The 26,544-nt window shown below is 36.3% G+C and carries 28 protein-coding genes and 1 pseudogene; 20 read left to right on the forward strand and 9 right to left on the reverse strand.

Translation table 11 applies throughout. The features are described 5' to 3' along the window. Positions 1 to 3: 3 nt before the first annotated feature. Entirely contained in the window at positions 4 to 435 is a 432-nt protein-coding gene (locus tag OK414_RS07860) for a MarR family winged helix-turn-helix transcriptional regulator (RefSeq protein WP_034653197.1), read from the forward strand. A gap of 3 nt (positions 436 to 438) precedes the next feature. Beyond that, positions 439 to 603 carry a hypothetical protein gene (locus tag OK414_RS07865; protein WP_168760527.1) on the forward strand — a complete coding sequence of 55 codons (165 nt, stop codon included), beginning with the start codon at positions 439 to 441 and terminating at the stop codon, positions 601 to 603. A gap of 78 nt (positions 604 to 681) precedes the next feature. Here the strand turns inward: OK414_RS07865 and OK414_RS07870 are convergent, their stop codons facing one another. Further along, complete coding sequence (locus OK414_RS07870) at positions 682 to 1,620, reverse strand: nucleoside hydrolase (protein WP_034653195.1); 939 nt, start codon at positions 1,618 to 1,620, stop codon at positions 682 to 684. 33 nt (positions 1,621 to 1,653) lie between these two features. Continuing rightward, positions 1,654 to 2,730, reverse strand: coding sequence for an isocitrate/isopropylmalate dehydrogenase family protein (locus OK414_RS07875; protein ID WP_205662566.1), 1,077 nt, complete (start codon positions 2,728 to 2,730; stop codon positions 1,654 to 1,656). A 435-nt stretch (positions 2,731 to 3,165) separates the two neighbouring features. On the opposite strand from OK414_RS07875, the gene OK414_RS07880 reads away from it, so the two are divergent. From OK414_RS07880 to OK414_RS07905, 6 genes are all read left to right on the forward strand, one after another. After that, a complete protein-coding gene (locus OK414_RS07880; RefSeq protein ID WP_263045394.1) occupies positions 3,166 to 4,587 on the forward strand; it encodes a YfcC family protein in 1,422 nt (473 codons plus the stop codon). Positions 4,588 to 4,650: 63 nt separating this feature from the next. Then, entirely contained in the window at positions 4,651 to 5,823 is a 1,173-nt protein-coding gene (iadA, locus tag OK414_RS07885; RefSeq protein WP_047930847.1) for a beta-aspartyl-peptidase, read from the forward strand. Positions 5,824 to 5,915: 92 nt separating this feature from the next. Continuing rightward, complete coding sequence (locus OK414_RS07890; RefSeq protein WP_205662567.1) at positions 5,916 to 8,468, forward strand: cyanophycinase; 2,553 nt, start codon at positions 5,916 to 5,918, stop codon at positions 8,466 to 8,468. A 212-nt stretch (positions 8,469 to 8,680) separates the two neighbouring features. Next, positions 8,681 to 10,054, forward strand: coding sequence for a sigma 54-interacting transcriptional regulator (locus OK414_RS07895; RefSeq protein WP_230586578.1), 1,374 nt, complete (start codon positions 8,681 to 8,683; stop codon positions 10,052 to 10,054). A 549-nt stretch (positions 10,055 to 10,603) separates the two neighbouring features. Next, positions 10,604 to 12,418, forward strand: coding sequence for a reverse transcriptase domain-containing protein (locus OK414_RS07900; protein ID WP_263045393.1), 1,815 nt, complete (start codon positions 10,604 to 10,606; stop codon positions 12,416 to 12,418). 107 nt (positions 12,419 to 12,525) lie between these two features. Beyond that, positions 12,526 to 13,254: a sigma 54-interacting transcriptional regulator gene (locus OK414_RS07905; protein ID WP_256656512.1), complete on the forward strand. Its 729-nt coding sequence runs from the start codon at positions 12,526 to 12,528 to the stop codon at positions 13,252 to 13,254. Between the two features lie 74 nt (positions 13,255 to 13,328). On the opposite strand, the gene OK414_RS07910 is transcribed toward OK414_RS07905, so the two are convergent. Continuing rightward, positions 13,329 to 14,405, reverse strand: coding sequence for a cyanophycinase (locus tag OK414_RS07910; RefSeq protein ID WP_034653187.1), 1,077 nt, complete (start codon positions 14,403 to 14,405; stop codon positions 13,329 to 13,331). 423 nt (positions 14,406 to 14,828) lie between these two features. Between OK414_RS07910 and OK414_RS07915 the strand changes: the two genes are divergently transcribed. Next, positions 14,829 to 16,097 (forward strand): MFS transporter, encoded by a 1,269-nt coding sequence (locus OK414_RS07915; protein WP_263045392.1) that lies wholly within the window; start codon positions 14,829 to 14,831, stop codon positions 16,095 to 16,097. Then, the gene (locus OK414_RS07920) at positions 16,087 to 16,488 is read left to right on the forward strand and encodes a MerR family transcriptional regulator (RefSeq protein ID WP_264363530.1); all 402 of its coding nucleotides are present in this window, start codon (positions 16,087 to 16,089) and stop codon (positions 16,486 to 16,488) included. Before OK414_RS07915 ends, OK414_RS07920 begins: the two co-directional genes overlap by 11 nt. Positions 16,489 to 16,604: 116 nt before the next feature. Here the strand turns inward: OK414_RS07920 and OK414_RS07925 are convergent, their stop codons facing one another. Beyond that, positions 16,605 to 16,952, reverse strand: a complete 348-nt coding sequence (locus OK414_RS07925) for a hypothetical protein (RefSeq protein ID WP_263045390.1) — start codon at positions 16,950 to 16,952, stop codon at positions 16,605 to 16,607. Between the two features lie 6 nt (positions 16,953 to 16,958). Beyond that, on the reverse strand, positions 16,959 to 17,273 hold the full coding sequence (locus OK414_RS07930) for a hypothetical protein (protein WP_263045389.1): 315 nt from the start codon (positions 17,271 to 17,273) through the stop codon (positions 16,959 to 16,961). Between the two features lie 281 nt (positions 17,274 to 17,554). Between OK414_RS07930 and OK414_RS07935 the strand changes: the two genes are divergently transcribed. From OK414_RS07935 to OK414_RS07945, 3 genes and pseudogenes are all read left to right on the forward strand, one after another. Next, on the forward strand, positions 17,555 to 18,112 hold the full coding sequence (locus OK414_RS07935; RefSeq protein WP_095379935.1) for a GNAT family N-acetyltransferase: 558 nt from the start codon (positions 17,555 to 17,557) through the stop codon (positions 18,110 to 18,112). 52 nt (positions 18,113 to 18,164) lie between these two features. Next, the gene (locus OK414_RS07940) at positions 18,165 to 18,614 is read left to right on the forward strand and encodes a GNAT family N-acetyltransferase (RefSeq protein ID WP_263045388.1); all 450 of its coding nucleotides are present in this window, start codon (positions 18,165 to 18,167) and stop codon (positions 18,612 to 18,614) included. A gap of 144 nt (positions 18,615 to 18,758) precedes the next feature. After that, positions 18,759 to 19,376, forward strand: a pseudogene (locus tag OK414_RS07945) (class I SAM-dependent methyltransferase); the annotation flags it as partial. Between the two features lie 117 nt (positions 19,377 to 19,493). On the opposite strand, the gene OK414_RS07950 reads toward OK414_RS07945, so the two are convergent. Continuing rightward, positions 19,494 to 20,141, reverse strand: coding sequence for a YczE/YyaS/YitT family protein (locus OK414_RS07950; protein ID WP_034653180.1), 648 nt, complete (start codon positions 20,139 to 20,141; stop codon positions 19,494 to 19,496). Positions 20,142 to 20,257: 116 nt separating this feature from the next. Here OK414_RS07950 and OK414_RS07955 point away from each other — a divergent pair, with 116 nt between their 5' ends. Both OK414_RS07955 and OK414_RS07960 read left to right on the forward strand, forming a co-directional pair. Beyond that, positions 20,258 to 20,710, forward strand: a complete 453-nt coding sequence (locus OK414_RS07955) for a MarR family winged helix-turn-helix transcriptional regulator (protein ID WP_034653178.1) — start codon at positions 20,258 to 20,260, stop codon at positions 20,708 to 20,710. 19 nt (positions 20,711 to 20,729) lie between these two features. Further along, on the forward strand, positions 20,730 to 21,254 hold the full coding sequence (locus OK414_RS07960) for a GNAT family N-acetyltransferase (RefSeq protein WP_016763629.1): 525 nt from the start codon (positions 20,730 to 20,732) through the stop codon (positions 21,252 to 21,254). Positions 21,255 to 21,565: 311 nt separating this feature from the next. On the opposite strand, the gene OK414_RS07965 is transcribed toward OK414_RS07960, so the two are convergent. Then, positions 21,566 to 22,147 carry a metalloregulator ArsR/SmtB family transcription factor gene (locus tag OK414_RS07965; protein WP_034653176.1) on the reverse strand — a complete coding sequence of 194 codons (582 nt, stop codon included), beginning with the start codon at positions 22,145 to 22,147 and terminating at the stop codon, positions 21,566 to 21,568. 319 nt (positions 22,148 to 22,466) lie between these two features. Between OK414_RS07965 and OK414_RS07970 the strand changes: the two genes are divergently transcribed. Further along, complete coding sequence (locus tag OK414_RS07970; protein WP_034653174.1) at positions 22,467 to 23,135, forward strand: type 1 glutamine amidotransferase domain-containing protein; 669 nt, start codon at positions 22,467 to 22,469, stop codon at positions 23,133 to 23,135. An 81-nt stretch (positions 23,136 to 23,216) separates the two neighbouring features. On the opposite strand, the gene OK414_RS07975 is transcribed toward OK414_RS07970, so the two are convergent. Then, the gene (locus OK414_RS07975; RefSeq protein ID WP_016763633.1) at positions 23,217 to 23,411 is read right to left on the reverse strand and encodes a hypothetical protein; all 195 of its coding nucleotides are present in this window, start codon (positions 23,409 to 23,411) and stop codon (positions 23,217 to 23,219) included. A 236-nt stretch (positions 23,412 to 23,647) separates the two neighbouring features. Here OK414_RS07975 and OK414_RS07980 point away from each other — a divergent pair, with 236 nt between their 5' ends. Genes OK414_RS07980 through OK414_RS07990 form a run of 3 tightly spaced genes read left to right on the forward strand, consistent with a single transcriptional unit; the run spans position 23,648 to position 24,745 of the window. After that, the gene (locus tag OK414_RS07980) at positions 23,648 to 24,112 is read left to right on the forward strand and encodes a hypothetical protein (RefSeq protein ID WP_095379937.1); all 465 of its coding nucleotides are present in this window, start codon (positions 23,648 to 23,650) and stop codon (positions 24,110 to 24,112) included. A 49-nt stretch (positions 24,113 to 24,161) separates the two neighbouring features. Beyond that, positions 24,162 to 24,521 (forward strand): hypothetical protein, encoded by a 360-nt coding sequence (locus tag OK414_RS07985; protein WP_263045387.1) that lies wholly within the window; start codon positions 24,162 to 24,164, stop codon positions 24,519 to 24,521. Between the two features lie 29 nt (positions 24,522 to 24,550). Beyond that, positions 24,551 to 24,745, forward strand: a complete 195-nt coding sequence (locus OK414_RS07990; protein ID WP_234943491.1) for a DUF6980 family protein — start codon at positions 24,551 to 24,553, stop codon at positions 24,743 to 24,745. A gap of 93 nt (positions 24,746 to 24,838) precedes the next feature. Here OK414_RS07990 and OK414_RS07995 read toward each other — a convergent pair whose 3' ends face one another. Continuing rightward, positions 24,839 to 25,231, reverse strand: coding sequence for a bleomycin resistance protein (locus tag OK414_RS07995; protein ID WP_025601775.1), 393 nt, complete (start codon positions 25,229 to 25,231; stop codon positions 24,839 to 24,841). A gap of 773 nt (positions 25,232 to 26,004) precedes the next feature. Here OK414_RS07995 and OK414_RS08000 point away from each other — a divergent pair. Further along, positions 26,005 to 26,529, forward strand: a complete 525-nt coding sequence (locus tag OK414_RS08000; RefSeq protein WP_263045386.1) for a hypothetical protein — start codon at positions 26,005 to 26,007, stop codon at positions 26,527 to 26,529. Positions 26,530 to 26,544: the final 15 nt, after the last annotated feature.

Genomic DNA, 26,544 nt, shown 5'->3' on the forward strand with positions numbered 1-26,544 from the left:
CTCATGAAGGAAAAACTGGCTAAGGAATATATCGCTTTAATACCAGTTTTATTTGAAAGCTTTAAGAACTTAAACAAGAATGAAGTGAAATTAACACATTTACAAAATCACGTAGTTGAATTTATGTATATGCAAAAAAGAGATTTGAATATTAAGGAAATTAGCCAAGGGTTAAATATTGCCAAACAGCAGTTAACGAATGTTATCAGTGAATTAGTAAATGAAGGATATTTAATCAAAATGCCCGATTCGCGAGACAAGCGTGCAGTTTTAGTCTCATTAACATCTAAGGGAAAAAGTATTCAAGAGGAAAAATGGAGAGGGATTTATAGTAATTTTCATACAAATCTTGCGAAGTTAAATGAAGAAGAGCAATTAGACCTGCAGTTTGCTCTTCATAAATTAAATGTTTTGTTAAAAAAGATGGAGGGATAAATCATGAGTCAAAGAGAACGAATTTCACTTATTAGTGTAGGCGTTATAGGCGGGACAGTAATGGGAGTAATTTATAAAGATATATCCAACTGTTTGATTACAGGTGTTATTGTTGCTTCAATCATTACTGTAATGCTTAATCAAAAAGCGAAAAAAACAGCTAGATAGTATGAATAAAAGTAAGACAGCACCAGCAAGTGGCAAACTCTGCTATGGTGCTGTCTCACTTTTATAAAGTCATGAACATTACGAAGCCGAATATGTTTTAAGAGCCTTAATCATTAAATCCCAAAATCCGTCTACATCAAGGGTTAAACCAAATTTCGCATTGGGTTTCCTTCCTGTTACTCCCAGCAAATCAACTGAAGTCGTTCCAGCCGTGTATTCTCCGCGTGTTTCTACTACAATATTAACTTCTTTGAACGTAAATAGCTCTGGAGCTACGCAATAAGCAACGGTCAATACATCGTGAACGGGAGGGCCGTCAAAGTCAAAGGTTTCTTTATAGGCAGATTTAAAAAATGCTAATAATTCCCCGACCTTTTTTGCTACGTTATTATCAATGTTCATCACCTGGTTAATAACATTATCTGTTGCAACGGCTTGATGGGTAATATCTAACCCCATTACTACCAGTGGGATACCGCTATCAAACACTTTTTTAGCCGCTTCCGGATCTGCCCAAATATTAAACTCAGCCGTTGGCGTCCAGTTCCCAAATGTTCCACCGCCCATAAGGATAATCTCTTCAATGTTTTCTTTCATTTCTGGAGCTTTTATTAAAGCTAAGGCAATGTTTGTTAAAGGTCCTGTTGGTAAAAGCGTAACGCGATCTTCTGACTCTTTGATCATTCGTATAATAGTATCTACTCCGTGTTCTTCGCTCCAGCTGCGAGAGAGAGCCGGGAACTCAGGGCCGTCTAATCCTGAATCCCCGTGTATACTAGGCGCATTTTCACGTCTGCGCATCATTGGTTCGCTTGCTCCTTTTGAAACAATCACGTTATGTAATGATACCAAATCACACACCTTCAAAGCATTCATCGTCGTTTTTTCAATTTCTGCGTTTCCTGAAACAGTTGTAATGGCTAAAATATCTAATTCCGGTTGTGCGGCAGCCAAAATAATAGCAATAGCATCATCATGACCTGGATCACAGTCCATAATAATCTTTCGTTTTTTCATTATGATCACCTCTATAGAATGGATAAATTGCTGCTAATGTTGCAGGGATTTTATTTTTTCTAAAATAGCTTCTGTAAACTCCGACGTAGAGGCATGTCCGCCTAAATCTTTCGTTTTCACTTCAGCTTGGAGCGTTTGATAAAGTGCGTGTTCTACTGTAGCAGCCACTTCTGTAAGTTTACGATCCGCATGTTTTTCAGCCAGCCATTTCAATAGCATGGCTGCTGAAGAGATAATGCCGGTTGGGTTTGCTATGTTCAAACCTGCGATGTCTGGCGCAGAACCATGGGCTGCTTGGGCCATAGCGATATGTTCATTTGCATTAAGAGAAGGGGCTAATCCTAAGCTCCCTACAAGCTCGCCAGCTAAATCTGAAAGAATATCACCATACATGTTTTCTGTTACGATGACATCAAAATCGGCTGCACGACGTACGAGATGAGCAGCCATGGCATCGATATGGTAGTCGTCCACCTTTACTTCAGGATATTGCGCAGCTATTTCTCGACAAACGTTTAGAAATAGTCCGGTACTTAATCTTAAAACATTTGCTTTATGTACGATTGTTACTTTTTTACGGCGCTGCATAGCCAATGCAAAAGCTTCATGCGCAATTCTTTCTACGGCTTTTCGCGTAAATACGCCGGATGTCACCACAACGTCTTTTGTAATTTGCCATTCACCGTGCCCAGAAAACATATTTCTATCAGCATAGAATCCTTCTGTATTTTCTCGGACAATCACTAAATCAGCTTCTTTCACGACGCTTTTAATACCTGGCCTTGTTTTAGCAGGGCGAATATTCGCGTAAAGGTCTAAACTGTGACGAAGCTCTCCGCTAGGATTACGCTTTTCTTTGTGCTTGAGAGGATAAGCAGCAGAATCGTGCGGGCCAAGTATCCATCCATGCGTATGTTTTAAAGCATCTATTGTTACTTCTGGAAGAGGATCGTTATATTGTTTAATTCCTTCCCATCCCATCGGCAGATGAATCCATTCCATTTTTACTCCAGCTTTGCAAGAAGCATTTTTAACTACCTGAACTGCGGCGTCGACAATCTCCGGCCCGATGCCATCACCCGCCAATACCCCGATACGATAAACAGTCATTGTTTTGAACACCCTTTCATTATGCGCAATGCTTTTATAAATAGATTGAAGGTTTATAGTATTAATCTACTTAAAGAAAAGACAATAATAAAATAGTATTTTTTTATGTTTATAGATTAAATTCTTTTATCTTTCTTTTTGATGCTTTTTTAAAAAAAGAACTAGCTAATGCTTCATGCTCCAGATTTTCTATCAAACAGCTTCTTAATTGGCGCTGTTAAATTTTTAAAAACACCCAATTAACACCTAAAACACGATTTAATTATATCATAATTCAGAAAATTAAACGGTTTTACGTTGGCACGAAAATTGCTTGTACTGTATATGAGGAATGCAAAAGGAAGGAGCAATATGGAGCTGCAGATAAGGAAGCTGCTTTTAAAGAACGGGATGTCTGTTTAAAGCTATTATTTCATAATGAAGGGGAGAAGAAGAATGAGTGAACCGCAAAAAGAAATGAGTTCATTAAATCAGGTACGGAAAAAAGAGAGGAAAATAAACGTTTTTGCTTTATTGTTAGGCTTTCTTGTGATTGCTACTATTTTAACGTATATCTTGCCAGCCGGAGAATACGCACGTGTAGAAGTAGACGGACGAACAACGGTAGATCCTCAGTCGTTTAAATGGATTGATTCTACGCCAGTTGGATTCTTTGATATGGTCAAAGCGATACATACAGGAATGGTAGAAGGAGCCGACATTATCTTTTTTGTATTAATTATCGGCGGTTTCTTTGGTGTACTAAGCGCTACGGGTACAGTAGATGTATTAATTACAACGATGGCTAAAAAGCTTGCTACCCGAGAAAAGTTATTAATTCCTGTTATGATGCTATTTTTTGCGGTAGGAGGATCTTTAATGGGAATGGCGGAAGAAACGCTAGCCTATATTCCTCTTTTAATTCCGCTGGCACTTGCTCTTGGGTTCGACGCATTAACGGGAACTGCCATTGTTTTAATTGGAGCATCAGCTGGTTTTACTACGGCCGTTATGAATCCGTTTACAGTGGGTGTTGCACAAGGAGTAGCAGAGCTTCCTATGTTTTCTGGGATGGGCTTTCGCCTTATCTTATTCGTAGTTGTTTACGCTGTTTCAGTATGGTTTGTCTACCGATATGCAATGAAAGTTAAAAAAAGTCCTTCGATTGGAACATACGGAAAATACAGCATAACTAATGCAAATAAACTCTTAAACTCAGATGCAAAGTTAACTAGAAAGCATAAATGGATTATGGCAGCATTTCTTGTTAACTATGTAATTCTTGCTTTTGGGGTTATTAAGTATAAGTGGTACATTACCGAAATTGCCTCTCTGTTTGTCATTTTGACTATTGTGATTGGGGTTATTGGGAGACTGTCTGTTGAAAATACAGTTAAGTCGTTTACAAACGGGGCAGCAGCATTAGTTGGAGGAGCGCTAGTTATCGGAGTTTCTCGTGCTGTTCTTGTTGTTTTGAATGAAGGTCATATTGTAGATCCTATGCTTCATCAAGTATCTGGAACCATTCAACATATTCCGGGATATTTAAGCGTCATTGGAATCTATAACTTCCAAGCGCTGATTCACCTTATTTTAGCATCTGGAACAGGTCATACGATGCTGACAATGCCAATCATGACACCGCTTGCAGATTTGCTTGATATTACAAGACAAACAGCAGTATTATCTTTTTCTTTTGCAGACGGCATCGGAAACATTATTTTCCCGACGGCTGGAACATTAATGGCTGGCTTAGCGATTGCGGGAATTTCATGGACAAAGTGGGCAAAATGGGTGCTGCCGTTAGTCCTTATTCAATATGTGATTGGTCTAATAGCCGTTGTGATTGCTTATTTTATCAATTACGGACCATTTTAAGCATTAAAATTATATAGAAAAATATTATTCGCAAGTCGAGCTTACTAGTAGGAGGAATAGAAGTTGTTAACCTTAATCAAAAACGCAGAAGTATATGCACCACAGCCTTTAGGAAAAAAAGACGTATTACTTGCAGACAGCAAAATCATCCTTATAAAAGATTATATTGAGCATTTAAATACGTCCATTCCTATTGATGTTGTAGACGCCGCTAATCACATTATAGCTCCAGGCTTCATTGACTCACATGTTCATATTATTGGCGGAGGAGGAGAAGGTGGATATAAAACACGCACTCCTGAACTAATGTTAACCGATGCAACGACTGCCGGTGTTACAACTATTGTAGGTGTACTTGGAACAGACGGTACAACAAGAAGAATGGAAAGTCTTCTGGCCAAAGCAAGAGGATTAGAAGAAGAAGGAATTAGCTGCTTTATTCACACAGGTTCTTATCAAATACCAGTAAAAACGTTAACTACCAGCATCGAAGAAGATCTTATTTTAATTGATAAAATTATCGGAGTAGGTGAAATTGCCATTTCTGACCACCGTTCCTCTGAACCGACATTTGAAGAACTGGTAAAGGCGGCTTCTGCTGCCCGCAATGGAGGGATTCTATCAGGGAAAGCCGGAATATTAGAAGTTCATGTAGGGGATGGAAAACGGAAATTATCTTTATTAAATCAAATCGCAGATGAAACAGATCTGCCAATTCGTCAGTTTCATCCTACACATATTAATCGAAATGAAGAACTGTTTAAAGAAGGAATTCAATTTGCAAAACGAGGTGGCTATGTAGATTTTACAACTAGCACCATTCCATATTTTTTAGAAGAAGGCGAAGTTAAGTGCAGCAAAGGGTTACGTATCATGCTTGAAGAAGAAGTTCCAATCTCGAGCATTACGTTCTCATCCGATGGACAAGCGAGCCTGCCATTTTTTGATGATAACGGAGACTATAAAGGGCTTCAAGTTGGAAAAGTGTCTTCTTTATTTCAAGAAGTACGAGATGCAGTATTAGAAGAATCAGTGCCGTTAGAAACAGCTCTTCAAGTCATTACTTCTAATCCTGCCAAAGTATTAAAACTGTCCAATAAAGGGCATATTCAACCTGGAAAAGATGCAGATTTAGTCCTTTTAGACAAAGAGACACTAACAATTAAAACAGTTTTTGCTCAAGGTAAAGTAATGGTAAAAGACGGTGTCCCTGTTGTGAAAGGAACGTTTGAATAACAGGTTTTAAACATCATTTAACGAAAGTATCGAGAAAGAATACGAGCTAGTCAGAGAAAGATATTAAAATTTGCGTGGAAAGGATCTTTCAAATGAAAAAGAAACTTGTTTCATGTCTTATCAGCTTTACATTACTTTCTTCTTTGAGTACACCGCTGCTTGCAAAAGCACAAGAAAATACTGAAGACATTAAAGGCAGCCTTGTTATTGCAGGCGGAGGTATAGGGACATCTAATCACGAAATCTATGAAAAGTTTCTCTCGCTTGCTGGAGGAAAAGAAAAAGCAAAAGTAGGGATTATTCCAGCTGCTAGCACAACGCTGCAGTCTTCTAAAAAGTTTAAGGAAGACCTCGTAAAATACGGAGCAAACTCAGATTCTATTAAAATTCTTCCCGTTTCAAATCACGATTTTTCTGATACACAAAAGGACGAATCAACCTGGAAGAATCAAGTAAATGATAAGAAGTTATCCCGTACGATTAAAGGACTAACGGCAGTTTGGTTTGTTGGAGGAGATCAAACCAAAATTGTGGATTCTCTTCGTCAAAATAATGGAAGTGATTCTGAAGCGTTAAAAGCTATTTGGGATATATATCGTAAAGGAGCAGTAATCGGAGGCACAAGTGCAGGAGCTGCAATTATGAGTGACGTCATGATTACAGGAGGAGACAGTCTAGGAGCGTTAAAAGACAGTCTAGAAAACAAGGAAAATAAACATGTAAGCAAAAACCAACGCAGTCAAAAAGAGTACGAGCCTCTATCAATTCAAAAAGGGCTGGGGTTTTTCCAACACGGCATAATTGATCAGCACATGGATGAACGAGCACGACTTGGGCGACTTGCAGTAGCTGCATATACTTCTGAACGTGACAAAGAAAAAAACTTTGCATACGGTGTGGACGAAGATACGGCTATGGTCGTTAACAATAAAGATCAAAAGATTGAAGTTGTTGGACGAAGCGGAGTAGCCGTCTTGGATATGAGCAAAGCTGAGCTTGTATCTAAGCAGAAAGCTCGTTCGGGATTAGAGAATATAAAGGTTAGTTACTTATCTCCTGGAGATAAAATTAACTATCATTTAAAGTCATTTGAATTTCCAAAAGAGAGAGTAGAAACGAAGGGATTTGAATATTACTCGTTTAACGCACTGCCTGCTACGGGTGTTTTTACGCCATATGGAAGATTAAAGGCTTATTTATCCTATTCTCTTGTTGACAATGAATCGATGAAATCTGCGAAAAGCTATGTTTATGACAGTAAAGGGTCGGGATATGAAATTGCTTTTCAAAAGGACAATGATACAAACGGCTACTGGAGATATACTGACGGACAAAAAGATGACTATTCCATTGTAAATGTCAAAATGGATATTACGCCCAAAACCTTCAAATTCCAACCGGATAGAAAAACTAGTTTAACGTATAAAAAACCTACTTTTTCTTCATCTGAAAGTCCTGCATACGATTCGATTAAAGGTAATCTCTTAATTGCAGGAGGAGCGCTTGGCAGCAGCAATTCAAGCGTGTATAACAAGTTTATTAATCTTGCAGGAGGAAAACAAGCCAAAATAGGAATTGTGCCTGCAGCGAGTACTAAGTTCGACTCTTCTAATCAGTTTAAAAGTGATTTAATTAAATACGGAGTGAAAGCAGAAAATATAGAGATTTTACCTATCTCGAACCATGACTTTAAAGGAACTTCTGAAAATGAGTCGACTTGGAAAACAAATATGAACAGTGATAAACTAGCGCAAAAAGTTAAAGGGCTAACGGGCATTTGGTTTGTAGGAGGAGATCAAACCTTGATTACGGGCTCCTTGCGTAATGAAAATGGTTCGGACTCAAAAGTTTTACAAGCTATATGGCATACGTATAAAAACGGGGCAGTACTTGGCGGTACGAGCGCCGGCGCGGCAATTATGAGTAATACTATGCTCGCAGGCGGAGATAGCTACGGAGCGCTTTCATACGGATTTACAAACACATATGATGATATGAATCAGCAAGAAGGCGGGCCTGCTTATTTGGAAAAAGGTCTTGGCTTTTTCCAATACGGTCTTGTAGATCAGCATTTTGACAACAAAGCAAGACTCGGACGTCTTATTGCAACAGCATATGAAAAAGGAAATAAAAATCAGCTTTCATACGGAATTGATGAAGATACTGCTATGGTGGTAAATAATAAAGAAAAACAAATAGAAGTTGTGGGAAGAGGCGGTATTACGCTAGCTGACTTAGCGAAGGTACAGGCAAATGACAAATTTCCGAGTGATTACAAAAATATTCTTATCTCTTGTATCACTCCAGGCGACAAAGTAAATCTCACAACAAAAGAAATTGTCATAAACCCAGCTAAAACATCTACTAGAAAAAATGAATACTACAGTGAAAAAGTTGGACCAAATACAGGTCTTTTCTCTCCGCACGGTGTACTAAGAAAGTTTTTAGCTTACGATCTTGTTGATAACGCTCAGAGTAAAGAAATAAAGAGCTATGCGTTTAATCAAAACAAAGGTTTTGAGCTTACCTTCCGAAAAAGTGCTGAAAGCAATGGTTATTGGGCTTATACAGACGGTCAAAAAGACGATTACTCCATTGTAAAGGTAGCCTTAGATATCAAACCAATAGATGTAGATATTAGATGAAAAGAAAGTAATTCAATGCATCTAGCACTTTAGCATATTGTGCCTCCACCTATTAAAGCGGAGGCACTTTTTTCTACTTATTTTTATTTACAATAGGGACAAACGTCCGCTAGATGAAATGCAGGGCAACGTATAAAATGATAGGTACAGTATTCCAAGACTAATCTCTGAAGGCAAGCAAATTTAAAGGCCTGTAGAAAGGTGTTCATACGATGAAAAAGAAATTAGTTTTAATAACAGGAAGCAAGCAAACTAGAATCATTTTGCACGATCAATTAAAAGAGTTGCTAGACGATTACATTTTTATTGAATGCTTTGCGATTGACGAAGAATTACCGGGGGAAATTGATGGCGATGTTGTCCTCTACTCATCAGAGAGTATAAAGCACGAAATGAAGGACAGATTAGACGTTCAGCATGCACATGAAATTGTAGGAAATAGAACGATTCACCATAAGCATATAAATGAATTGCTGCAAATCCCCGCCCATACAAAAGTATTAATTGTAAACGATGACGATAAAGAAACCCTTAAATTAATAGAATCTCTCTATCAAGTAGGTATTAATCATGTTCAGTTTATTCCTTTTAAAAAGCAAAAGACCTATTACGAAGGTGTGGAAGTTGCTGTTTCTCCGGGTGAGATTCACTTATGTCCGCCATATGTAAAACATGTAATTGATATAGGCGTTAGGCTTTTTGATATGGCGACCATTTTTGAACTTATAAAATCATTTGGTTTTAATCAGTCTAATCATTCAATTATTTGGGATCGCTATTTACGAAATATTATTGAGCTGCAAAAAAAGCTAATAGAAGCAGAAGGGCAAATGAAAGAACTTCACCTCCATGTAAAGAGTGTTGTAAATGTAGTAGAAGATGGGATCCTGGCCGTGGATTTCAATAAAAGAATTACGTTATTTAATAAAAGGTTAGAATCATTGTTTCAGCTATCTTCTTCTGATGTTGTAGATCGTGAAATTCAACATGTCATTTCTAACGAAGGCCTTGTGGAGTTTATTACATCGTCCGACGAGAAAAGTCAGTACTTTAACGTAAACGGATACGAAATGGTTATCTATAAGTCTATGATTCAGGAAAGCAATACTACGGTAGCAACGTTTAAAAGTGTGAATCAAGCTGTTGAAATAGAAGGAAAAGCGCAGTCAGAACTTAGAAAAAACGGCTTTTCTGCTAAGTATAATTATCAAGATATTATCGGAGAACACCCAGCTTTGCTTAAAACGATTGAAATTTCCCGGAAAATGGCGGTTACTGAGTACCCTATTTTAATTCAAGGAGAAACCGGTACAGGAAAAGAGCTGTTTGCTCAGGCTATCCACAATCATTCTACACGTAAAAACGGACCGTTTCTTGCCGTAAATTGCAGTGCCATGACCGATACATTGCTAGAAAGTGAGCTGTTTGGGTATGAAGAAGCCAGTTTTACAGGAGCCCAAAAAGGTGGCAAAAAAGGGCTGTTTGAGAGCGCTGATAAAGGTACGATCTTCCTGGATGAAATTGGTGTGCGCCCATACGGGCATATAGAGAATCTCCTTAGACAAGAGATGGGAGTCTGCGCTTAACCCATTTACCACCTTGCTTACCCACAAAGGGAAACCCGGAGGGGACCAGAGCATGCAAGGAAAGCCCTAAGTTACCAAAATGACCTAGGTACGACTGAGGGGCAAGGTAAAAAATGTTATGAATAAGGATGAATGCTAAACTGCGTGAACCATAGTCCAAAGTGGAGTATCGTCGCCCGAAGTGAAGGGTCATTGAAACGCTTCGCAGTCAAGAATGGAAATATTGCCAAAGTTTCCATTGAACATACGTGATACGTATGGCAGACCAAAGACTGGCTAACTTGGATAACAAGTAACGGACGAAAGTGGCATCCGACATCATAATTAGTCTAGTTTCTATATGTACTAAATGGGGATTACCTAACTTGGAACGCCTCGTAAGGAGGCTATTGAGGATGATACCAAGTGTAAAAAGCAAGGTATGTGGCTCATGAAAATCCAATATGGTAACGGAGTTCTCGTAGTAGTCAGAGCGAGGGAAAGCCTCGTACAAGGCAAAGGAGAACAGTCTTTTCGACTAATATTAAATTGGGAAGGGGCGTGAGGCTCTTGCGAAGCCCAAAAATCGTATTAGGAAATCTAGCATCTCACAGTAACAAAGCAGGATATAAATACAAAAAATTATATCGGAATCTGTATAACCCATTATTTTTTCTTGATGCCTATCAAAATATATACGCCAGCGAAGGAAACATGACTGCTGGAACAGATGGAAAGACCATTGACGGAATGTCTACAGAAAGAATCTCAGCACTAATTGATAAGTTACGAGATTATTCTTACCAACCAAAACCAGTAAGAAGAGTTTATATTCCAAAGAAAAATGGAAAAATGCGTCCGTTGGGCATACCTTCCGTAGAAGATAAGTTAGTTCAAGAAGTCATCAAAAACCTATTACAATCCATCTATGAACCAACCTTTAGTAAGTTCTCTCATGGCTTTCGCCCTGAAAAAAGTTGCCATACAGCACTAATTCAGGTCAAAGGAACCTTTACTGGGAGTAGATGGTTCATTGAAGGTGATATCGAAGGTTTTTTCGACAATATTAATCATCATATCCTTATCTATACCCTAAGGAAGAGGATAGATGATGAACAATTTATTTCGCTTATATGGAAGTTCCTTAGAGCCGGATATTTAGAGGAATGGAAGTTTCATAAAACGTTTAGTGGTGCACCACAAGGTGGTATTCTTAGCCCTTTACTAGCAAATATTTATCTAAATGAGTTAGATAATTTTATAAATCGGTATAAGTCAACTTTTGATGTAGGAAAAGTTAGAAGGATAAACCCAGCTTATTCTAAAATACAACATCAAATAAACAGGGTTAAGAAAGAACTAAGGGAATCCAAGGAAATAGATGAAGTACGGGAAAAAGAATTAACCAATAAGGTACATGAGTTGTTAGCTGAAAGAGAACGTATTCCTCAACGATATCCGATGGATGAGAATTATAAACGAATTCAATATGTTAGATATGCAGATGACTTTCTCATTGGAGTTATTGGAAGCAAGGAAGATGCGTACAAGGTAAAAAAAGACATTGCTAATTTCTTGAAATCGGAACTTAAGCTAACATTATCCGAGGAGAAAACACTTATAACAAATACGAGGCATAAGGCTCGATTTTTAGGATATGACGTTAAAGTTTTGCGAGATTTCCACTCTAAACGACGAAGCGATGGAATAAAAACAAGAGCATTCTCGTTAAAATGTGAACTATATATGCCTACTGATCTTGTTTATAGTCGCCTGTTTAAAAAAGGGGTAATAAAGGTCAACCAAAAGACAGGTCAATGGAAACCAATGCACCGTCCAGAGTTAATTAAATTGGTTCCTCTTGAGATTTTAAGAAACTATAACGCCCAGATACGTGGAACCTATCAATATTACCAACTGGCAGTTAATGTGTGCCATCTAAACAGTTATAAGTATCTCCTTGAATATTCTATGTACAAAACCTTAGCAAATAAGTACCGTACTACCTTAGGTAAAGCTAAACAAAAATTTATGGTGAACGGAATATTCCAAGTCAGTTATATGACAAAGTCTGGTAAGAAAACGGAAGTGCTTTATGATAAGGGATTTCGTAGGAATAAAGCTCCTATAACTAAAAAGGATATAGAAAAACTTCCTTCGGAAGTATCATACCAATCCCGAACATCGCTTATCCAAAGGTTGATGGCTAATCAATGTGAATGGTGTAAGGCTGAAGAAGGCTCAATGGAAGTTCATCATGTTCGAAAGCTAAAGAACCTTAAAGGGAAAAAGAAATGGGAAAGACAGATGATAGCAAGAAGTCGTAAAACGATGGTACTTTGTCGAAAGTGTCATCATGACCTGCATAATGGGAAGCTAGACTGAAAAGATGGAGAGCCGTATACCTTGAGAGGGGTACGTACGGTTCGGGGGGGAGTTCTCGGAAACCTAAGACCGAGAGGTCTTAAGGCGCCGGGTTCTTACCCTACGATATCAGTCCGCGTTTACAAACTCAGCTTTTAAGAGTGCTTCAAGAAAAAGAAATTAGACGGGTAGGAGGGACAAGAGTTATTCCGATCAATGTAAGAATAATAGCAGCTACTCACAACAATTTACTACATAAAATGAAAGAAGGGTTGTTTCGAGAAGATTTGTACTATCGTTTACACGTATTATCTTTAACGATTCCTCCTTTAAGATATAGAAGAACCGATATTCCTTTACTGATTCATCATTTTATTTCTAAATCAAAAACGTGGACGCATATCCATCCAGAAGCGATGAAGCTGCTTATCGAATACGAATGGCTAGGAAACATAAGAGAATTAAAAGGAGTCATCGAGTATTTGCTTACTGTCTGCGATGAAAACGAAGTGAAAGCAAAAGACGTAGAGTATAGGCTTAGTAGTCAAAAGGAGGAGCATACTTTACATGAAATTGAAAATGAATCGGTTGACTTGATCGAACTTCAAGAAAATCACGCTCTGTTAGAAACGATAAAGCAGTGTAATGATACAGGAAAAGCAGCAAGCAGAAAGTGGATTACACAGCATTTAAAAGGCTTTACTCTTACAGAACAGCAGGTGAGAAATCGTTTGGATGTACTAGAAGAAAGAGAGTATATTATAAAACGCAGAGGCAGAGCAGGAACGAAAATAACAGAAAAAGGACTGCATTATCTATATCATTTAAAAACAAAACAGCACTTAATCAATCCTTAATATACGGAAGAAAGGGAAGCTTCACTAATCAAGTTTCCCTTTTCTATAAAATAGTGTCGTCATAGACTTGGCGTTTACGGCTGATTTCCTCCGTATACTTTTCCTGTAGAGGAAGTAATAACACCGCCGTTTACGTTTAAAGTATAAGCTAACCCTCCAGAACCCGTCCAAGTGGAAAGATTAAAAGTGCTGCCATTAAATAGTTTATAGATAGAAACGTTATTAAACGTCAGCGGCTGACCGCTTATACAAGTAGCAGGCGCCTTATTCGTTTTAGCTAGATAAACAGCTGCGTTTGTAGAGCCTGGCTGTGTTACTACTTTAGCTGAACCATCTTTTTCTACCAGAAGCGCTGACTGTTCATTAACAGCAATTCCTTTGGCGCTTGTTCCAGTTTCTTCTCCGTCTTGGATATTACGTGCAAGAAATGTTAAAAAGCGTCCCATTCTATCTCGTTGTTCAAAATGAGTGTCTGTTTGAATGTTATTATTATGCGGGGTTTGAATCAAATAATCTGTAAAAGAAATAAGAGAACTATAGGGATTGTTTAGCGCTGTTTTCGAATCTAAAGTTGTAGAGCCTGCTGAGATAGAGTCATAAACGTGATCACCTTGAATCATGGTGCCGGCACTTGTTCCTCCAAAAGGAATGCCTTGATTAATACGATTATTTAAGGCTGTAAGAGCTGGGGATCCTTCTAAGAAATCTACGTAATCAGCTTGATTGCCTCCAGCAAAAAAGATGCCTTCTGCCTTGTTAATTTTGTCAATTAAAGAAGAGTCTGAGCCTGCTCTTATTAAATCATCGACAACAATTGTGCTAACAGAGTTAAGGGGCTTACCTATGCTTTTGGCGAGGTCATAGATATATGAATTATAGGCGTCAGTACCCGTCGCTCTTATAACCAAGAAATCTCCGCCGTTTGCCTTTTGAATCATCCATTTGAATGCTTCATCTACATCGATGCTTCCGCCCATATAGACTTGTCCGAAGCTTGTACTAGTAGCTTTGTCTGCAGTACTTCCGACTTGATAAAGCGTATAAGGTGCAGAAGCAGCGGAAGTGGAGATTGGAAGTAAAAGAGATGCCGCGAGAACAGCACAAGTAATGACCTGCTTTTTAATACTTTTCTTACGTTCAGCTTTTTTCATAAAGTTCTCCTCCTTTAATAAGTGTTCATAAATGAACATGCAAGTTTTATACCAACTTATTGAACACCGGCAAAATAGTGAAAGAATGCTTTTTTTAAAAGCTCTATGTGTAATATAGGTTATTTATGGGTCATTATTAAGGTTTTTTACACCCGAAAAATGGCGAGAACGACTTTAACTTGGATATCTAATAGTGAAAAGAAATTGCAAAAGGTATATTACAAGATTACATCCCTCATTGAAAAATCACCTTTAAAAACTTAAAATTATAATAGAAAGGAAAAACAAGGATAAAAAGAAGAGCTGTCCGCAATAGCGCCTTATTTATCAAACAGACCTTCATTCTATCAATATCTTCATCTCTTAAACATTTTCCACCAGCATTTCTACGCAGAAAAATTATACATGAGAGGATCTGTCAAAATGAACAAACAGGAAAGTAGCTACAGATGGGTTGTTTTTGGAACCGCTTTATTAGCGTATTATTTGATTGTCAGTCAACGAACAGCCCCTGGACTTATTACAGAACAGTTAATGAAAGATTTTCACGTTTCAGCGTCTGTTATAGGATTAATGACTAGTATACAATTTTTAGCATATGCAGGTCTTCAGATTCCTATTGGTTTACTTTCTGACCGATACGGTCCCAATCGATTTTTGATTATAGGGTCGCTTTTAACGGGAATAGGAAGTCTTATCTACAGCACGTCTCCTAACGAATATGTGTTAATTTTCTCTCGTTTACTAGTCGGTACGGGAGACTCCATGATTTTTGTCAATTTAGTGTTAATTTTAAGTCAGTGGTTTAAGGGAAATGAGTTTGTAAAGCTATTAGGTTTAATTGGGCTGGTAGGAAGTGTAGGTTCATTATCAGCTACCGTGCCTTTGTCTATGTGGATTTCATTTTCAGGCTGGAGAGTTCCCTTTCTTAGCATAGGTCTAGTTTTAATGGCGGTATCCTACCTGCTTTATGTCGTTTTGGTGGTAAAACCTAAACGATTATTTCAAGATGATGCTAAAGCAAATAAATCCTCTGTTAAGACTTCGGAAAGCGTATGGGCGATCCTAAGGAGAGTGATGACGACTCGCCAAGCCTGGGCAACATTTCTTTGTCATTTTGGTGTAGTTGGTACATATATCGGTTTTATTGGTTCTTGGGGAGTTCCTTATGGAATGAATGTGTTCCATTTATCTCGCGCTGATGCAAGTCAGCTTATTATGTATGGTCTGTTTGGCGCTATGATTGGTGGACCTTTAATCAGCTGGATATCAAGCAGGTTAAATTCCATTAAAAAAATTTATTCACTTATTCATCTTATTGTGGTGTTTAGCTGGACTGGGTTATTACTTTCCGGCGTGAAACCTTCATTCATGCTAGTCGTTATTTTGCTTTTTATCATCGGCTTCGGAAACGGCGCAAGTGCTTTGACTTTTGCCGTAGTACGTCAATCTTTCTCACTAAAAGAAGTAGGAGTTGTATCAGGTTTTGCCAATATGGGAGGCTTTTTAAGCGCCGTATTATTACCTAGTATTTTCGGAAATGTCCTGGATTTATTCCCTGAGCGTTCACTGCATGTTGGTTATCATTATGCTTTTATGATTCCCATTTTGTTTTCAATGATGGGGTTGTTAGGTGTCTTACTAATTAAAGAGAAGGAAAAAAAGGAGCAGAAAGTGCTGAATGCTTCTTAATGTCTTATATAATGAGAATGAGAGACACGCAAAAAAAACGGGGCTGTCTGCGCCCACTCTGCGATACTACGAAAAGAAAGGTATTTTACCGTTTATCGAACAAAATGAACATGATCAGCTTCTATACAACGACCAGAATATCGAGTGGGTCAAGTTTGTTTTAGCTTTACGTGCAACAGGGATGCCGCTTGCCGAGATTAAGCAGTATATAGAGTCATATAAAAAAGGCGAAAGTATAATTAGCGAACGTAGAAACATGATGCTTCAGCATAAAAAGAAAGTGGAAGCAGACATGGCACAAACCTATCTGCATTTAGAACGAATCAATTATAAATTAGCACTGTGTGATACGTTGGAAGCCGGTTTAAACAATAAACAAATAAAAATCTAAATGCTGATAACAAAGAGGCTCCTCTTTATACACAAGCTATAGACCTCAGATGTAAAAAGCTAGGAAACAAAGAAAACAAGATAACTGCCCAGTTATCTTGTTTTCTTTGCACTATTTTAATATGTACTGCTTAAATAAAGAGCTACATCGCGAATTGCTTTATCAGTTTCACTTTCCATTAACTCTCTGTTCTTTGTATACGAATAAAGAGTGTCGCCGTGAAGAAGGTGGTCTGATAAATTTAATAAGCCGACAGCGCGCTTATTAAATTTATGAGCAATGGCCAAAGTAGTAGCTGTCTCCATATCCACACCGAGAAAACCTGCAAGCGACCATTCCTTTACCATGTCATGCGTCTCGATCAGCATGGCACCCATACTGACCGTATGTCCTTTTATATAGCTGTAGCCTTTTTGTTCACAATATCTACAGGCGGCTTCCACTAGCTCTTTGTCAGCTTCCACAAGCGTTTATTCTGGTAAATACCAGTGTGATACGCCATCCTGCATTTTTGCTGCAGATACAATTAAGATATCTCCATATTGTACAGTAGAAGATAAGCCTCCAAAATATCCCGTTTGAATAAATAAGTCGGTTCCGCTGCCGGCAAATTGATGTACGATGTTTGACGCCATCGGACTGCCATACACATTTGCAAATCCTATATTTCTGTTATTTAACTTACCTATTACCGTGTTCCATTTAGGCATATGAACATCAGTGGATAAGATCTCTTTCCATAAATTTATATTATCTTGAAATACCCACTCACCATACAGCTTCATCTTTTTCTCCTTATTATCTCATTTAGACTAGTTAGCAAAGAATTCTTCATTACTAGCTTTCATTCCTTTAATTTTTATAACTAACAAATATAAAAGAAATGAAGGTTCTGATTTTAAAATGAAGTTATACGTGCTTTTTTTACTCATTTCTCGACAAATATTTAGTATTAAAAAGGAATTCAGTAATAATAAAAGAAATTTCTTATTAGCGGTTATTTAAATTAGATAAAGCTGTGAGAAAAGATCCGTTTAGTTAATGAATAATAGGAGGGAAGGTACAGGTGTCAAATTATTTTCCCGTCATTAAAACAAAAAGGCTTACCCTAAGGGAATTTGAAACAGAAGACGCAAGCAATATTTTAAAATACTTATCTGATAAAGAAGTAATGAAACACTACGGACTAGAGCCTTTTAAAACGGTTGAAGATACTTTAAATGAGATTGCGTGGTATAAATCAATCTTAAACGAAAAATCTGGAATAAGATGGGGTATTGCTCTTAAAGAACAGGATGACATTATTGGCAGCTGCGGATTTCTTAATAGAGTTCATAACCATTACCGTGCAGAAATTGGATATGAGCTAAGCAAAGATTACTGGGGGAATGGGATTGCTAATGAGGCATTGGGCGCCGTTATAAAATATGGTTTTACACATTTAAATTTGCGGAGAATTGAAGCATTAATAGAGCCCGCTAATGCTGCTTCACAAAAATTAATAAAAAAGCATGGCTTTATAAAAGAAGGTTTATTAAGAAGCTACGAATTTACGGGTGGGAAATTTGATGATTTGTATATGTATTCTTTATTAAAGCAAGACTTTGAGAAGCTTCAAGCTTAGATAACGACATTAAAAATACAAATAGCACTATGACAGGGAAGGGGGAAAATGTATGGCCCATTTTAATGTTGATATTGTTCACTATCATCCTCAATTTGCTGAGGAAACGGTAAAAATGTGGAGAGATAGTAAAGAAAAAGCGATTGAACAAATGGAAATGCACAGTTTTGACTGTCATGTCTATTTTTTAAATCATATATTGTCAGCACACTATAAAATTGAATTAGCGTTAATGGATGAACAAATAGTAGGAATGATTGCTTATCATGCTGATGAAATTAGCCAGCTGTACGTTCATGTAGATTATCAAGGAAGAGGAATCGGACAGCTTTTACTCGAAAGAGCCAAGACAGAATCAAATGGAAAATTAATATTACGTACATTCGAACGAAATAAAAATGCCCAGAGGTTTTACGAGAAACACGGCTTCAGTATTATAAAAAGAGGATGTGAAAACGAAGAGCAATTACCCGATATTACATATGAATGGACAAGCAAATGAAGCATACGTAATTTTAATAAAGGAGCGGTTAGTGTGAATACGTTAGCACATGAAACATAACAACGCTGTCTATATGTCCGTGGTCCGCCTTTTACGAGTTTAGGATAGATGATTAATGCTAGCTATAAAAAGGAGGAGTTTAATATGATAACGGACAAACATTTTTTAAACGCTGTAAACAATACAAATGTTGATTTTACTGGATGGGATTTTTCTATTATTACTCGTACTGGTCATATGGATAGCGACATGCTTTCGTGGTCATACGGAAGTGAAGCTTTTCGTCTTATTCAAAACTCTAATGTCGCTTTAGATATGGGAACAGGAGGAGGAGAATTTTTATCTTTGTTACAGCCTTTTCCTCCCATTATGTATACTACAGAAGGATAAAAACCTAACGTTCCAATCGCTAAAAAACGTTTAGAACCGCTTGGTGTCAAAGTTGTTGAACGAACTGAAGACGAAAACTTACCGTTTAAAGATGATACATTTGATTTGATTTTGAACCAGCACGAATCTTTTTGTGCTTCAGAAGTAAGAAGGATTTTGTCAAAGGAAGGCACGTTTTTCACGCAGCAAGTGGGAGGGTTAGACTGTTCACGAATCAATGAATGTATAGGGGTTCCAATAAATAAAGAGTTTTGTAATTGGAATTTAAAGAAAGTAATAGAAGAGCTTAAACAAAGTTCTTTTAACATTATCTCTTGCAAAGAAGAGTTTCCTGTACAGAGATTTTATGATATTGGAGCGCTTGCCTTTTATTATTAAAGCTGAAGCAAAGTAAATAGTGTAAACTAATCACATATAAAAATCGGATCTCTAACTGGAGATCCGATTTTTATATGTGAATGATGATTGTACATACACGTTCTATTTCAGTTATGTAATGGAGCGTTTATGATCTTTAGTATGATTTTGTGATATACGAGAGTTTGTTAAAATGCAGTCTAATGCTCTTTTAGTAATGGGCATAAAAAAATTAAGCAGCACGCCGCCTAAAAACACGGTTAATAACGTTCCAACACCAATTGGTCCGTTTAAAATCATTGCAGCTAGTAAAAATGTGAAGTAAATCAATGTTCTTGCGAGAAATAAATTTGTTTTAACTAGTTTTTGTATGATTAATGTTAAGCGATCAATTGGAATGGGTGCAAAATTTGTATGTAAATAGGCAGAGGTTCCTACACCTATAATGATTAAACCAATTCCATAACAACATAATTTGCTGTACCATATCTCAAAGGGAGCCCAACTCTCTAATAAAAAAAGCCATATATCAATACCAAGACCCGTAATGAATGCGGTCAACAGTCCCAGTACTTCCGGCTTTTGTTTGCTTAAAAGAGCATTGACGCAAATTAAAACACTGGCAAGTATCATTTCCCAGCTTCCAACGCTAAGACCTACGTTTAGGGATAGTCCAACTAAAAGTGCATCAAAAGGTGAAGCTCCTAGGTTGGATTGGATCGTCAAAGCAATTCCCAGAGTTAATAGTAAAATTCCTCCTGCATAAACAACATATTTCACTGTAATCAGATCCTTTATTCATTATTTTTTGTTGCAAATGCAACTATTTTCAGGTACATTAAACGTATATTATTTTTATTGTATTTGCAACAAAAATATGTGCAAAGGAGATATTTATGAGTGAAATTCTGCGTGAAATTGGAATGATAGCAAGAGCATTGGATTCGATTAGTAATATAGAATTTAAAGAGTATGACCTGTCTAAGGGGCAGTATTTGTATTTAGTGCGAATATGTGAAAATCCCGGAATCATTCAAGAAAAGTTAGCTGAGATGATAAAAGTAGATCGAACAACAGCGGCTCGGGCTATAAAAAAGCTTGAAATGAATGGTTTTATTGAGAAGAAAGACGATCTCCACAATAAAAAAAATAAAAACCTTTTTCCTACTGAAAAGGGCAAGAACGTATATCCGTTTATAAAAAGAGAAAATGATTATTCTGATAAAGTGGCATTAGAAGGTTTTACCCAGGAAGAAGCAGATACCATTCTTAAGCTGGTTCAAAGAGTAAGGAAAAATATAGAAACAGACTGGGAGTTTGTCAAAAAAGGAAATAAGAGAAATTATTGAGGATATAAAGGAGAGGCGCATGTCAGTGATGATGGATATAAAAAAATGTACTCTTGAAGATGTAAATCACCTTAAAAATATTAGCTACAAAACATTTAATGAAACGTTTAAAGATCAAAATTCACCTGAAAACATGAAAGCTTATTTAGAAAAAGCATTTACAGTCGAACAGTTAGAAAAAGAACTATCAAATACGTCCTCGCAATTCTTTTTTATGTATGTTAACCATGAAATTGCAGGTTATTTAAAGGTTAATACGGATGATGCTCAATCTGAAGAGATGGGGGAAGAAGCGCTTGAAATTGAAAGAATTTATATAGGTAACAGCTTTCAAAAACGAGGGCTTGGTAAACATTTATTTAATAAAGCAGTAGAGATAGCAACGACACTTAATAAAAAGAAAATGTGGTTAGGCGTGTGGGAAAAAAATAAAAATGCGATTGCTTTTTACAAGAAACAGGGATTTGTTCAAACTGGATCTCACTCGTTTTATATGGGAGACGAAGAACAAATAGACTTTATTATGGTTAAAACACTTTTATAGTTTTTTAAAAGATAAATAAAGTATGATAAGGATTATTCACTAATTTAACTGGTAGAGGATAATCCTTATTGCATACAGAGGTTTTATGATTTTTTTCAAAGCAGATGCTTTTAGGGTAAGCAGTAAGCAAACTAATATGGCTGCTGTGCCAGCATATAGGAGAATGAAATTAATGTCACATGCTTACCAAAACGTTGGCTTTTTTCATTTTGGAAATTACATTTTTACTTTAATTCTATTTGAAATAACACATGTTAATTAGATACATATCGAATTAGAAAGGTTAAAAAATGAACGTTTTTACGCTCATTTTAAAAAATAACGGGCCACATCTCTTTCGGATTTAACTCATATTCTCCATTTTGCCTATACATAAAATGCTGCATAATTAACTCTCTGCGAATCGTTGCATAATCTTCATGATATTTTTTAATATGTTCATTTAATTCTTTTTCTTGATACGTTTTTCCGTGCTGTAAATCACGTATTAAATAGGCTAATATCACGTTCTTTTTCTTTCTTTGACTTGGAATGATTTTTAAAGTACCGTCACTATTTATAAAGTTTTTAACAATAGATAATTTGTCTTTATCCTGTAAATGGTTGTCTTGATTTTCCATCGAATCCTCTCCAATACTTAAAATAGCCTTCGAGTTATATTCAAGTCTTTCAAGGTCTAGATAAAAATAAACAATGTTCCCTTGTCTTCTTTGATAAACAATTCCTACATCTCTTAGCTTTGAAATATGATGAGTGATAGTTGAAGGCTGTAACCCCAGTTTGTAAGCAATTGCTTGCCCGTGAAGAGATCCTTTTTTTAATAGTGAAATAATTCTAATTCTGGTAGGATCACCAACGGCTTTATGGTAATTCACCAACTTATCTAATTGCATAGCTGAATACCTTCTCTCTTTAATTCGATATATATCTAATTAGATATTAATCGAATTAGATGTATATGTCAAAAAAATGAAAATATTTAAAGTGAAGACTTGTCACACTGTATATAAAATGCTCTGTATAATCTTTAAACTATAAAAAAGCACTTATTTCTTCGTATAATTTCACCATTATTTTTACCTGTTCTTTTTATTATTAAGAAAAAGTTACCATGTTTTCATCAAATAATACCGGAGAACATATTCAAAGAGATAAATGAATTATTAAAGATACATGTATGTAAATAATAAATGAAAAAGGAATGAGTAAATCATGACAGGAAATTCAAAAATTTTAATGGTTGTTACAAATGGACATACAATGGAAAACGGAGAGCTTGCTGGTATTTGGCTTACGGAATTTTCTGAAGCATATTTAGAATTTAAAAAAGAAGGATACGAAGTAGTCGTAGCAAGTCCAAAAGGCGGAACATCGCCTGTGGATCCTAACAGCTTAACAGATGATGTGACGGACGAAGACAAAGAAGCAGGAAAGCTTTTAGAGAATACAAAATCATTAGCTGATATAAGTTCACAAGAATTTGCAGGTATGTTTGTACCTGGAGGGCACGGAACAATGTTTGACTTTCCAGACGATACGCGCTTACATCGTTTGCTAACAGAATTTGCTGAAGACGACAAGCTAATTGCAGCGGTATGCCACGGACCGGCAGCTCTTGTAGGCGGAAAGCTTAAAAACGGTGAGCCGATTGTAAAAGGAAAACGTATTACAGCGTTTACTGATTCAGAAGAGAAAGATACAACGTTAGATAAATACATGCCGTTTCTTCTTGAAACAAAGCTTCGTGAGCTAGGCGCTGAGTTTATTGCAAAAGATAATTGGAGCGATCATATTGAAGTAGACGGAAAGCTTTTAACAGGACAAAATCCACAGTCTACTATCAGCCTCGCAAAAGAATTTGTACGTGCTTTAAACGCGTAAAAGTATGCATGACCTTAATAGGGTGAAATAAAATAGGAATTAAGGAAAATAAAAAGGGCAGCTATTTAAATAGCTGCCCTTTTATTTATTAGAAGATTTATTTCTGAAAATGTATGTAGTAATTCCTGTCACAATGATAACAGCTACAACACAAATGATCAGACGAACAATCTGTGTCACAAAGATATTATTTGCAATACTCATGTGTTTCGTTAGAATTAACGTTCCATAAGCAGCTAAAACAGATAAAAACATATTGACGATTCGTTGAGCCATGTTGTCGTTACTCCTTTCGCTTCACTACTTTACACTTTAACATATGTGCTCACTGTAAAAAATATCGAATTACAAGTATGTCAGAAAATCAGCACTCCAGGAAAAGAATCTACTTGTAAGGAAGTAGCTGATATTATATTAGTTATGACGACTAAACGCAGTTCAGGGAAGGAAATGGGATTCCTTTAGTCGAATTTAACATGCTTATATTCTTTTTTTAGATAGGTGGGAAAAGCTTGTTTGATAAATTGAAAAAGCTATTTATGGATAAACAGGATCAGGAAGCAGATGACAAATACATTTTAGTCCCTGAGAGTGAAATAAATGAGACTTTAAAAAGAGATATAGTAAAGTTGGAAGAAGTAGGAGAGGCATACTGCAAAAGTCTTCAGCACAAATATAGAAGTAAATTTGAACGTGATGGTAAGCAGAACTTAAAAATATGGGTGTGCCGAGATATTGATGGCGACCAACTGCCAAATCTAAGTTCGAAGCAGTGTTTAGAAAAAGAATATCGTTCCCAGATTGCAATAAACTTTGATGGATTTACAGATGAAGAAGATGCATACGTTTATTACATCCAGTTGTGGTATTACGTTGGTGGGTATTTTAAAGGGACAGGCACTTTGTATGATTTGTCAAAAAATCATTTAGAAGCTGATATTGAAGAAAAGTTAGAAGAATTACTGAACCAATTATAGATTTCTACTTAGCACTGAGATTATTTGTTAATACACAGGGGGAAGGAATATGAGGGGGCGGCCACAGTTAGAAATAGAAAGGGAAAAAGTTTATAAAACGAAAAAAAATCCTAACGGAACATTTATAGCGCGAATTATTCAAGTGCCTAAGGAAGAAAATATGTTAGATTTTATGCTGGAAATCAAAAATTTAAAGAAAAAGGAACTTTCTTATAGAAGTTTATTAGTAAGGACTGAAAACTGGTACTATTCTTTTCGTCTTGCTAGAGGAGATCTGAAATGGGTATCTTTGCATACAGTAGCGGTATGGGACCGGCTAGGACATAAATTAGTTGAGGTAGCGGCCCCAACCGGTAAGGAAAATTATCGTATTTCTAATGAACACTGTTCAGCTTACCGAGAAGAGTAATAATGACGATATAGTTAAGGAGAAAACGAATGAAAAAGCATTGCTGCGATTATATGAATTATCATGCGAACTTTACGTGTGATATTCATAGTGATCCGTTTGATTGTCCAGATAATCTTATCTTATTTGATAAAACAAATAAGGCATACGGTTTAATTATCCATGATGGTGGTTCATCCATCATTGGAATTTCATTTTGTCCATGGTGTGGTGCAAAGCTATGAATTAAGAAATGAAGAGGTATCTTTTGCTTAAGAGATCCTCTTCGCTCTTGGAATAGGGGGATAAAATCACGAACATAAATCAAAACAGTTTTACTATTGTATTGAATAAGCCTGAGAAAACCTTAGCAAGTAGCCATCTGGGTCTTGAACTATAAATTCTTTCTGAGTAAAGCCACTATAGTTATTTATCATAGTGTCTCTAAAAAGTGAAATATTATGGTTCTTTAAGTTTTGTAAAATAACCTCTATATTTTCTACTTCAATTTGAAAATTAATCCCTCGGCCATATGGGTATTCAAGTTCAGCAGTTTCCCAATGACCATTACATTGCTCAATCATCATTTGTGCTCCGTTTAGTGAAATAAATGCAAATTGGTCCTCAGTACGTTCATAGTTAAGTTTAAATCCAAGTATCTCTAAATAAAACTTTTTTGATTTGTGAATATCTTTTACTGATAGTTCTGGTATTAACTTATTAAATTTCATATAATTGCTCCTTTATTTACAGGGCTACTGTTTGTTTTAATAATACCGTATAGATATAAGCTGCACACGCCTTATTCTTTATTATGTAGAAGTAAAGCCAGAATTTCTTTTATGTTAACAAAAGGTGTATACGATATTCATAGTAGTTTAAAGCCATAGTATTGTAGATATAAAATACCGAAATGGGGGATTAGGCTTGATCTTACGTTATCTAGCTATGTTATCTGGGTTGGGAATAGCTTTATTAAACCTTTTTGATCTTATACATCAAGGGATTACGCGCTGGTTAATGGTTATCTGTGGCTTGTTAATTTTTATTAGCCATTTAAAATTCATCGTAGATAAGAAGTCAAAAAGAATAGATAATCAAAATAAGACCTACTGATAAGATTTTCTTTTGATTTAGTCCTGTTGATAAACGGTGTTATGTAAACGAAAAAATTTTTGAATATGTAGAGAAATAAAAGAGAGAATTATATGTTATAATAATTATGAATATCCAAATAAAGGAATTATTTATTATGATCAATCGTAAATTTAATTCTCTATTTATAGTCTATCCTATTGTTTTCTTTGTAGTGCGTACTGTTTTTTCTTTTGTGAAAAATAGCGCTGCGGAATCTGTCTATGAGACGTTAGCTATACTTGCCATGTATTACTTTGCAGTTAGTGTTTTCTATTCGATTGACTTGTATATGCAAAAGAAAAATAGTTAATAGATTAGAAAATGCTGAGAGTCAGAGTAAAAACAAACGATATGAAGGAGTCTAACAGTGCGCATTAAGAGCTATTTTTTGTTTATTTTCCCACTCATTTTACTATTATTAGCAAGCTGTGATCCATCTTCTACACCTAAAGAAAAATATTATTCAAGCACCAAAACCACAAATCTTGAATTAGAAAACGTTAAGGCAGTATCAATAGGAAGGTCTAAATATGACGTAGCAAGTTGTTTGAGGAAGAAACCAAAATTTATAGAGGTTACTGAGCAGCCTCCGTACACTACCTACATTTATGGAAAAAGTACAGAAAAGTATGATGTTGAATTTAAAATAGTAGATAATAAAGTCAGCAGATATTATTTGCTTAGTGACAAGTATGCTACAGAGAAGGGAATACATACTGGTGACAGCAAAAAAGATGTTATTAGGGCGTATGGAGAAAATTATTACGAAAGAGAAGATACCGGAGCAACAATAGTAGGGTATTTTGATAAAAATCATAAACTCAATATTGAGTTTTCTTTAGATGACAAGGATAAAGTTGGAGGCATTTTGGTTCAAAAAATGAATAATTAAGATGAGTAATAATCA

The sequence above is a fragment of the Priestia sp. JV24 genome (assembly GCF_025910025.1).
In the GTDB taxonomy this organism is placed as follows: Bacteria; Bacillota; Bacilli; order Bacillales; family Bacillaceae_H; genus Priestia; species Priestia megaterium.